Raw genomic sequence first — 9,983 nt, 5'->3', positions numbered from 1 at the left:
CTCACCGGCATCGGCAAGGTCAACGCCGCCGCCGCGCTGGCCACCGTCCTCGCCCAGGGCCCGCACCCCTCCGAGGTGGTCACCCGCGGCCCCGCCGGCGCCCAGCTCGGCCTTGGCCGCGCTCCCGTTCCCGCCCCCGTCGCCGCCACCGCAGGCGCTGGTCAGCACCAGCGCGCCGCCGACCAGACCGGCGGCCACCATCTTGCGTATCGACTTCACCGTCGACTCCCTCCCTTGACCCCGCGCTCGCCCCCGGTCTGCTGCCGGGTGTCGGGGGATCCGACAGATACACGCCGCGATCACCGGAAAGGTTGCGCCGTTCGAGGGGCAATTAGCGCATGAAACACGACCGGCCCGACCCCAACGAGTGAGGATCGGGCCGGTCGTTACCGAACCGGGACTGGGACCGCCTACCGACGGGTAGGCACTACCGGTCGGTCCGTCGGTCGAGCCGGTCGGCCTACCAGTTCGCCCAGCCGATGTTCCAGCCGCTGAGGCCGTTGTCCGGGGCGACGGTCTTCTCCTTGGAGTTCTTCACGGTGACGACGTCGCCGATCATCGAGTCGTTGAAGAACTTGCCCGCCACCGAGGCGTCGCTGCCGCCCTTCTCGTCCTGCATCGAGATGCAGCCGTGGCTGGCGTTGACCTTGCCGAACGGGTTGGCCCAGTAGTTGCCGTGCACGAAGGTGCCGGAGGTGGTCAGCCGCATGGCGTGCGGCACGTCCGGGATGTCGTACTCGCCGCCGAGGCCGACGGTCTGCGAGTTCATCCGGGTGACCTTCTCCTTGCTGGAGATCACCATGGTGCCGTTCCAGGACGGGTTCTTCTCGTCCCCGAGGGTCACCGGCACGGTGTGGCTCGCGCCGTCCCGGGTCACCGTCATCTGCTTGGTGGCCGAGTCGGCGACGGACACCTGGGAGCGGCCGATGGTGAACGGCTCGTCCTTGTCGATGTCGCCGTAGACGCCCGGCGAGACCTCGACGTTCTTCAGCCGGTACTTGATGGTCACCTTGGTGCCCGCCGGCCAGTACTTCTCCGGACGGAAGTCCAGCCGCTTCGAGCCGAACCAGTGGCCCTTCACGACGGTGCCGTTGCTGCTCTCGAAGGTGATGCCCTTCGTGACGGCTTCCTTGTTCTTGATGTCCTTGTTGAAGACCACCGAGACGATCATGCCGACGCCGTAGGTGGCGTTGTCGGCGATGTTGTCGTTGGTGGAGACCTTCTTCTCCGGCGTCAGCGTGGTGAACGAGGTGGTGGACGCGGCCACCAGGCCGTCGGCGTCGGTGGCCTGGGCGTTCACCTTGTACGCCATGCCCACGGCCAGCGGGGCGCTCGGCTTCCAGCCGAGGCCGTCCGCGGTGATGGCGCCGGCGACCGGCTTGCCCTCCTTGTCGGTCACCTCGACCGTGGTGAGCTTGCCGTTGGCCACGGAGACCTGCAGCGCGTTGGTCGGCGCGACGTCCTGCGAGCCGTCCTTGGGCTCGACGGTCAGCACCGCCGCCGAGGTCTTCGGAGCCGCCGAGCTCTGGCCGGGGGCCGGCGACCCCCCGCCGCTGCCCCCGTCGCCGGCGCCGTTGGCGCCGACCGTGGCGGCCGTGCCGCCGTTGCCCCCGTCGGCCTTGTCGTCGCTCTTGCCGCTGCTGCTGCACGCAGCGGTGAGCAACAGCACGCCGCCCATCGCCAGCGCCACCGCACTGTGACGCAGACGGCGGCTGGTGGTGGTACGTATCGCGGCGTCGGCCGCCCTAACCGGCTTCACGGTCTCTCCCCTCCCGGTGTCCACCCTGATGGACGCGCTGTTCGCCCGGACGGGTTGCACCGGACCGGTGATCTTCCGCGCCGGGCTTCGGCGCGGGAACGAGGATAACTGGGCCGATCGGGTGAATCTTGGGGAGGATGCCGGTGAACGACGGTGAAGATCATCCGCACAAGATCGTCAGGGGGTGGCCGCCGGGGGCTGAGTCGGGGCGGGAGCCGGGGCCGGAGCCGGGACGGGGGCCGGGCTCGGGGCCCCGGCCGGGGCCTGGGCCGGGGCCGGGGACGGGCTCGGGGCCGGGGTGACCCCCGGGGTGGCGCCCGAGGCGGCGGACGGGCTCGCGGACGATGGGAGGGCGCTCCCGGCCACCCATTGCGCCCAGGGCAGGTTCCAGCCGTTCAGGCCGTTGTCCGGCGGCACCACGTCCCCGGTCGAGGCCTTCACCTCCAGCACGTCCCCCGGGATGCTGTGCTCGAACAGCCAGCCCGCCGGGGTCTCCCCGCTCGCCCCGCCCTTGGTGTCCGCCAGGCCGATGCAGCCGTGGCTGGTGTTGGCGGTGCCGAACACCGACGGGCTGGCCCAGTAGTTGCCGTGCACGAAGGTGCCCGAGCCGGTGAGCCGCATCGCGTGCGGCACGTCCTTGATGTCGTACTCGTCGCCCATCCCGACGGTCTGCGAGTTCATCCTGGTCACCCGGTACTTCTCGGACACCACCAGGACGCCCAGGTAGGTCGAGTGCTTGGCGTCCCCGCCGGACACCTTCAGCGTGCGCACCACCTTGCCGCCCTGGCCGGCCCGGACGGTGAGGGTGTGCGCGTCCAGGTCGACGGTGGAGACCTGGGCCCGGCCGATGGTGAACCGGACGTCCTTGGTCTGGGTGCCGAACTCGCCCGGCGCGCCCTGCACGTCCTTCAGCCGCAGCGCCACCGAGACCTTGGTGCCCGGCGCCCAGTACGCCTTGGGGCGGAAGTCCAGCCGCTTCGGGCCGAACCAGTGCGCGGCCACCTCCACCGGCGGGTCGGTGGTCACCGCGACCGCCCGCTCCACCGCCGCCCGGTCGGTGATCGGACGGCTGAAGCGCAGCGACACCGGCATGCCGACGCCGACGGTGGAGCCGTCCTCGGGGGTGAAGAAGGCGACGAAGGTGTGCGCGCGGGCCATCGTCGAGAAGTCGGTGTGCTGGACGGCCTTCTGGCCCTGGTCGTCCTCGGCCACCGCGTCCAGGGTGAACGCGGTGGCCAGCGGCAGCGGACCGTCCGGGGCCCAGCCGGTGCCGTCCGCGGAGACCGAACCGGGCACCTCGGTGCCCCGGGTGTCGGCCAGCCGGACGGAGACCAGCCGGCCCTGGGCGACGGACACCCGGACGGGGCCCTCGGGCGGCAGGTTCTGGGTGTCGTCGGCGGGCACCGCGGTGATCGCCGCCCGGGAGACAGGCGGCACGGCGGCGGGGGCGGCCAAGGCGGCGTCCTCGCTCGGGGCCTTCGGCGCGCCACCACCGCCGGAGCATCCGGTCAGCACCGCCAGGCAGCAGCCCAATGCCGCCAGCCGCCGTGCCCACATCCGTCCCTGGGGCCGCATACCGGGGCCTCCCGCCGTTTCCGTCCGATACCCCGCACAACGAGGACAATCCCGCCCGGACACGCCGACACGCCGATCCCCCCACCCCACCGGCCGATCCCCCACCCCACCCCGCACAGAAAGTCGGCCCAGCCGACTTCCTGTGCGGCGGGCACGAGGCGGGCAGAAGTTTTATGTAGACCGGTCGTCATATTCCTTCCTGTCAGGGGAGTAGGAAGTCGGACCGGCCGACTTCCTGTGCGGGAGGGGCCCATCTGTAGACCGGTCTACATATTTGTTCCGTCGGCCCCGCCCGCGCGGGGTGCGCGGGCGGGGCCGACGGCGAGGGGGTGCGGGGAGGTGCAGAGGCAGGCGCGAGCGGAGTGGGAAGTCGGGTGGGCCGACTTCCTGTGCGCGGGGGGCGGGAGGCCATCTGTCGGTAAGGCGGCGTTCAGCTGCTTCCGTGTGGCGCGATCAGGGAATGAGAGACCGCACGGGGTCCGGGACACCCCGTCAGGGAGGGCACCGTCATGGCGTCAGGGCAGGAGCCGGAAGCCGCCGTGCGCGCGCCCCACGGCGAGGCGCTCCCCGGCGAGGTGCCGTGGCCGGGCAGCCGGCAGCCGCTCGGGGCCCGCTGCCACACCGGTCCGGACGGCCGCCGCGGCACCAACTTCGCGCTCTGGGCGGGCGGCGCCGAGGCCGTCGACCTCTGCCTCTTCGACGAGGACGGCCGGGAGACCCGCCTGCGCCTCACCGAACAGGACGCCCACACCTGGCACGGCTTCGTCCCCGGCGTGCGCGCCGGCACCCGCTACGGCTTCCGGGTGCACGGCCGCTGGGACCCGTGGACCGGCGCCCGCTGGAACCCGGCGAAGCTCCTCCTCGACCCCTACGCCCGCGCCATCGACGGCTGTTACACCTCCCACGACGCGGCCTGCGCCGCCGTCCGCAACTGGCCCGAGGCCGACGTCGCCGACACCGTCCGGGACAACCGCGACTCCGCCCCGTACGTGCCCAGATCCGTCGTCGTCCGGGACGACGACGACTGGTCCGACGACCACCGCCCGAAGACCCCCTGGGCCGAGACCGTCCTCTACGAACTGCACGTGCGCGGCTTCACCCGCCGCCACCCCGACGTCCCGCCCGAACTGCGCGGCACCTACGCCGGCCTGGCCCACCCCGCCGCCGTCGCCCACCTCACCGGGCTCGGCGTCACCGCCGTCGAACTCCTCCCGGTCCACCAGCACGCCAGCGAGGACCACCTGCAGCAGCGCGGACTGGTCAACTACTGGGGCTACAACACCGTCGGCTACTTCGCCCCGCACGCCGGCTACTCCGCCTCCGGCTCCCGCGGCGGCCAGGTCGGCGAGTTCAAGCGGATGGTGCGCGCGCTGCACGCCGCCGGGATCGAGGTGATCCTCGACGTCGTCTACAACCACACCGCCGAGGGCGCCGAGCTCGGCCCCTCGCTCGCCCTGCGCGGCATCGACAACGCCGGCTACTACCGGCTGCCGCCCAACCGCCCGCGCGGCTACGCCGACTACACCGGCTGCGGCAACACCCTGGACACCCGCCGCCCGCAGGTGATCCGGCTGATCACCGACTCGCTGCGGTACTGGGTCACCGAGATGGGCGTGGACGGCTTCCGCTTCGACCTCGCCGCCGCCCTGGCCCGCGGCGGCGACGGCGTCGACATGGACCACCCCTTCCTCGCCGCCGTCGCCCAGGACCCGGTGCTCAGCCGGGTCAAGCTGATCGCCGAGCCGTGGGACGTCGGCCCGGGCGGCTACCGGGTGGGCGGTTTCCCGCCGCTCTGGGCCGAGTGGAACGACCGCTACCGCGACACCGTCCGGGACTTCTGGCGCGGCGCCCGCCCCGACGTCCGGGAGCTCGGCTACCGGCTCTCCGGCTCCTCCGACCTCTACCAGCCCGGCGGACGCCGCCCGTACGCCTCGGTCAACTACGTGACCGCGCACGACGGTTTCACCCTGCGCGACCTGGTCTCGTACGACCGCAAGCACAACGAGGCCAACGGCGAGGCCAACCGGGACGGCACCGACGACAACCGGTCCTGGAACCACGGCACCGAGGGCGAGCCCACCGACCCGGCCGACCCCACCGCACCCGCCGTCGCCGCCCTGCGCCGACGCCAGCTGCGCAACCTCACCGCCACCCTGCTGCTCTCGGCCGGCGTCCCGATGATCACCGCCGGGGACGAGTTCGGCCGCACCCAGGGCGGCAACAACAACGCCTACTGCCAGGACAACGAGGTGAGCTGGCTGGACTGGTCGCTGCTCGACGACCCGGCCTGGCGCGGGCTGTACGCGTTCGCCGGCCGGCTCGTCCGGCTCCGCCGCGCCCACCCGGTGCTGCGCCAGCGGGCGTTCTTCTCCGGCCGGGCCGCCGCCCCGGGCGGGCGCTCCGACCTGACCTGGTTCACCCCGCTCGGCAAGGAGATGACCGAGGCCGACTGGTTCACCCCGACCGCCGCGCTGGGCATGCTGCTGTCGGGCACCGCGATGTCCGGCCGGGACCGGTACGGCCGCCGACTGCTCGACGACAGCTTCCTGCTGCTGCTGAACGCCGGCCCGGAGCCGCTCGCCTTCACCCTGCCCGGCGAACCCTGGGCACCGGACGGCGCCCGGTACGAGACCCTCGTCGACACCGCGACGGACGGCACCGCGACGGACGAGACCGCCGCGGACGAGGGCCCGCACCTCCCGCAGGACGCGGTCCTGCTGGGCGGCCGCTCGCTCCGGCTGCTCCGCTCACCGACCTGACCGACCGGTCCGGCGCCCGATCGGGCAGCCGATCGGGCGCGTACACGGACGGCCGGTGCGCGGGTGGCCGGTAATCGACGACAGGTCCGAAAAACCGGATGAGAAATGACGCCCCCTCGGCCTACCCTCACGGCGATGGCCGAGAACCAAGCCCCCGCGACCGCCACCGCCCCCGACACCGCCACCGGCCCCGAGCCCGGCACCGCGCCCGCCCACCGGTCGACGGTGCGCTCGCTGCTGCGCCTGTGGCCGTACGTCCGCCCGATCCGCAGCCGCCTGATCGTCTCGGTGTCCGCCGCCCTGGTCGCCGCGCTCAGCGTGCTGCTCGTCCCGATCGTGCTCGGCCGGATCGTCGACGGCCCGATCGCCGAGCACGACCTCGGCGGCCTCTGGCTGCCGGCCGGGCTGCTGCTCCTGCTCGGCCTCGCCGAGGCGGCCCTCTTCTACACCCGCCGGGTGGTGCTGGCCAGGCCGCTCGCCGGGGTCGAGACGGCGATGCGCGGTGACCTCTTCGCCAAGCTGCAGCGGCTGCCGATCTCCTTCCACGACCGCTGGGGCTCCGGCCAGCTGCTCTCCCGCGCCACCGCCGACATGTACACCATGCGGCTGTTCCTGGCCTTCCCGCTGGTCTTCCTCATCGTCAACACGGTCACCTTCCTGGCCGGTACGGCGCTGATGTTCACCCAGGACTGGCGGCTCGCGCTGCTCGTGCTCGGGCCGACCGTCCCGCTGTTCCTGCTCACCCGGCGCTTCGAGGCCGGCTACTCGGGCGCCGCCCGGCTCGCCCAGGACCAGAACGGCGACCTGGCCACCGTCGTCGAGGAGTCCGTGCTCGGCATCCGGATCCTCAAGGCCTTCGGCCGCCACCGCTCGATGGCGGAACGATTCCGCGATCACTCCCGGGACCTGCGCCGCACCGAGCTGAAGAAGGCGGGCCTGCTCGCCAACCTCTGGGCCGTCATCGTCGGCCTCCCCGAGGTCGCCCTCGGCTGCGCCCTCGCGGTCGGCGCCTACCTGGTCGCGCACGACGAGATGAGCGCCGGCACCCTGGTCGCCTTCCTCTCCACCGCGCTCGCGCTGCGCTGGCCGGTGGAGTCGCTCGGCTGGCTGCTCGCCTACGCCAACGAGGCCGCCACCGCCACCGACCGCTTCTTCGAGGTCCTGGACGAGCCCGAAGGCGAGACCGAGGCCACGAGCACGAGCACGCCCACGAGCGCGAGCGCACCCGAGGCCGAGGCCGCCCCCGACGGCATCCGGCTCAGCGGCGTCCGCTTCCGCTACCCCGACGCCCCCGCCGACACCCCCGACCTGCTCCGCGGCGTCGACCTGCACATCCGCAGCGGCGAGACGATGGCCCTGGTCGGCGCCACCGGCAGCGGCAAGACCACGCTCACCGCCCTGCTCCCCCGCCTCTACGAGACCACCGCCGGCACCATCACCCTGGACGGCCGGGACATCCGCGAGTTCGACCGCACCCGGCTGCGCGAGCTGGTCGCGGTCGCCTTCGAGGAACCCACCCTGTTCTCCGCCACCGTCCGGGAGAACGTCCTGATGGGCGCCCCCGGCGCGGACGACGACCGGCTGCACGCCGCGCTCGCCACCGCCCAGGCCGGCTTCGTCGAGAAGCTGCCCGAGGGCGTCGCCACCGAGGTCGGCGAGCAGGGCCTGAGCCTCTCCGGCGGCCAGCGCCAGCGGCTCGCGCTGGCCCGCGCCGTGGTCGGCGACCCGGCCTTCCTGGTGCTCGACGACCCGCTCTCCGCCCTGGACGTGCACACCGAGGCGCTGGTCGAGCGCGCCCTGCGCCAGGTCCTCGGCTCCACCACCGCCCTGGTGGTCGCCCACCGTCCGAGCACGGTGCTGCTCGCCGACCGGGTCGCGGTGCTCGCCGACGGCCGGATCGAGGCGGTCGGCACCCACCAGGAGCTGCTGCACAGCTCGGCGCGCTACCGCGAACTGATGTCGGGCGAGGCCGCCCTCGTCCCCGAGGGGAGCACCACCCGATGACCACCACCGTCGAGCCCGCCGCCGCGAAGGCGGCACCGGCCGAACCGGCCGAGGAGGAGATACCGGCCCCGCCGGCCGACGAGGAGGACATCCCCGTCCCACCCGGCGCGCCCCGCGCCCTGCTGCGCTCGCTGCTCGGCCCGCACAAGGGCCGGATCGCCGTCGCGATGGCGGTGATCCTGCTCCAGCAGGCCGCGCTCCAGGCCGGACCGCTGCTGGTCGCCTTCGCGATGGACCGCGGCATCCCGGCCCTGCGCGACGACGACTCCGGCCCGCTGATCGCGGTGATCGCCGCCTACCTCGGCTGCGCGCTGCTCGGCACGCTGCTCCAGTGGTCGTTCATCAAGATCAGCGCCCGGGTCAACCAGGACATCCTGCTGGAGCTGCGCGGCCGGATCTTCCGGCACGCCCAGCGGCTCAGCCTGGACTTCCACGAGCGGTACACCTCGGGCCGGATCATCTCGCGCGCCACCAGCGACGTGGACGCGCTGCGCGAGCTGCTCTCCGAGGGCCTCCAGGAGCTGCTCACGGTCTTCCTGTCGGTCTGTTCCATCTCGGTGATCCTGCTGGTGCTGGACTGGCGGCTGGGTCTGGCCTCGCTGGCCTCCTTCCTGCCGCTGTGGCTGATCGCCCGGTCGTTCCGGCGCCGCTCGCGCCGCGTCTACCGGCGCTCGCGCACCTCGGCGGCCTCGCTGATCGTCCGCTTCACCGAGACCATGAACGGCATCCGCCCGGTCAAGGCGTTCCGCCGCGAGCGGGCCAACAACGCCGCGTTCGGCGTGGTGAACCGGCAGTCGGCCACCGCCACTGCGGACGGCCTGCTGGAGATCGCCCGCTACGTCGGCCTCTCCCGGACCACGGCCAACGTGTGGACCACCGGCGTGGTGCTGCTCGGCGCCTACCTGGTCACCGACGGGTCAGTCGCGCTGGGCGTGCTGACCGCCTTCGTGCTCTACCTGCGCCGGCTGTTCGACCCGATCGACCAGCTGGCGATGTTCCTGAACAGCTACCAGTCGGCCGCCGCCGCGCTGGAGAAGATCGCCGGCCTGCTCGCCCACGAGCCGACCGTCGCGGACCCGGCCGAGCCGAAGCAGCTGCCCGAGACCTCCTCCAAGGGCCGCCGGGTCGACTTCGAGAAGACCCGGTTCGCCTACCGCACCGGCAAGGAGGTGCTGCCGCCGTTCGACCTGACGCTGCCGGCCGGGCAGACCGTCGCCGTGGTCGGCGCGACCGGGGCGGGCAAGTCGACGGTGGCCAAGCTGCTGGCCCGGTTCTACGACCCGACCGACGGCCGGATCACCCTCGACGGGGTCGACCTGCGCGACCTGGCCGGCCCCGAGCTGCGGCGCGGGGTGGTGATGGTGACCCAGGAGTCCTTCCTCTTCTCCGGCACCGTCGCCGAGAACATCGCGATCGGCCGCCCCGGCGCCACCCGGGCCGAGGTCGAGGAGGCGGCCCGGGCGATCGGGGCGCACGCCTTCATCGCCGAGCTGCCGGACGGCTACGACACCGACGTGCGCAAGCGCGGCGGGCGGATCTCGGCCGGCCAGCGCCAGCTGGTCGCCTTCGCCCGCGCCCTGCTCGCCGACCCGGCGGTGCTGATCCTGGACGAGGCCACCAGCTCGCTGGACGTGCCCGGCGAGCAGGCGGTGCAGCGGGCGATGCGCACGGTGCTGGCCGGCCGGACGGCCGTGATCATCGCCCACCGCCTCTCCACCGTGGAGATCGCGGACCGGGTGCTGGTGATGGACCAGGGCCGGATCGTCGAGGACGGCACCCCGCGCGAGCTGATCGACGGCGCCGGCCACTTCGCCGAACTGCACCAGGCCTGGCGGGACAGCCTGGTCTGACGCCCCCCGACGCCCTCACTCCCCCGTTCGGAGTAA

At 73.1% G+C, this 9,983-nt stretch carries 5 protein-coding genes and 1 pseudogene; 3 read left to right on the top strand and 3 right to left on the bottom strand.

The genetic code is table 11. The features are described from left to right. The 3 genes and pseudogenes from AB0N76_RS09525 to AB0N76_RS09515 all read right to left on the bottom strand — a co-directional run. Positions 1-219: pseudogene (locus AB0N76_RS09525) on the bottom strand (hypothetical protein); the annotation flags it as partial. Positions 220-460: 241 nt separating this feature from the next. Beyond that, positions 461-1,759 carry an Ig-like domain-containing protein gene (locus AB0N76_RS09520; RefSeq protein ID WP_363554935.1) on the bottom strand — a complete coding sequence of 433 codons (1,299 nt, stop codon included), beginning with the start codon at positions 1,757-1,759 and terminating at the stop codon, positions 461-463. Between the two features lie 177 nt (positions 1,760-1,936). Continuing rightward, positions 1,937-3,334, bottom strand: a complete 1,398-nt coding sequence (locus tag AB0N76_RS09515) for an Ig-like domain-containing protein (protein WP_363554933.1) — start codon at positions 3,332-3,334, stop codon at positions 1,937-1,939. 509 nt (positions 3,335-3,843) lie between these two features. On the opposite strand from AB0N76_RS09515, the gene glgX reads away from it, so the two are divergent. The 3 genes from glgX (at position 3,844) to AB0N76_RS09500 (ending at position 9,947) form a co-directional block, all read left to right on the top strand. After that, on the top strand, positions 3,844-6,093 hold the full coding sequence (gene glgX / locus AB0N76_RS09510) for a glycogen debranching protein GlgX (protein ID WP_363554931.1): 2,250 nt from the start codon (positions 3,844-3,846) through the stop codon (positions 6,091-6,093). Positions 6,094-6,228: 135 nt separating this feature from the next. After that, positions 6,229-8,097 (top strand): ABC transporter ATP-binding protein, encoded by a 1,869-nt coding sequence (locus AB0N76_RS09505; RefSeq protein ID WP_363554929.1) that lies wholly within the window; start codon positions 6,229-6,231, stop codon positions 8,095-8,097. Next, positions 8,094-9,947: an ABC transporter ATP-binding protein gene (locus tag AB0N76_RS09500; RefSeq protein ID WP_363554927.1), complete on the top strand. Its 1,854-nt coding sequence runs from the start codon at positions 8,094-8,096 to the stop codon at positions 9,945-9,947. Before AB0N76_RS09505 ends, AB0N76_RS09500 begins: the two co-directional genes overlap by 4 nt. Positions 9,948-9,983 lie beyond the last annotated feature (36 nt).

The organism is Kitasatospora sp. NPDC093806, assembly GCF_040683335.1.
Taxonomy (GTDB): Bacteria; Actinomycetota; Actinomycetes; order Streptomycetales; family Streptomycetaceae; genus Kitasatospora.
The sequence above is the reverse complement of the archived record's forward strand: the minus strand, read 5'-3'. Positions and strand labels throughout refer to the sequence as shown.

Bases quoted from the DNA above. Each gene is read 5' to 3' on its own strand.
- AB0N76_RS09505 (WP_363554929.1), top strand. From the start codon at position 6,229: ATGGCCGAGAACCAAGCCCCCGCGACCGCCACCGCCCCCGACACCGCC.
- AB0N76_RS09515 (WP_363554933.1), bottom strand. From the start codon at position 3,334: ATGCGGCCCCAGGGACGGATGTGGGCACGGCGGCTGGCGGCATTGGGC.
- AB0N76_RS09500 (WP_363554927.1), top strand. From the start codon at position 8,094: ATGACCACCACCGTCGAGCCCGCCGCCGCGAAGGCGGCACCGGCCGAA.
- glgX (WP_363554931.1), top strand. From the start codon at position 3,844: ATGGCGTCAGGGCAGGAGCCGGAAGCCGCCGTGCGCGCGCCCCACGGC.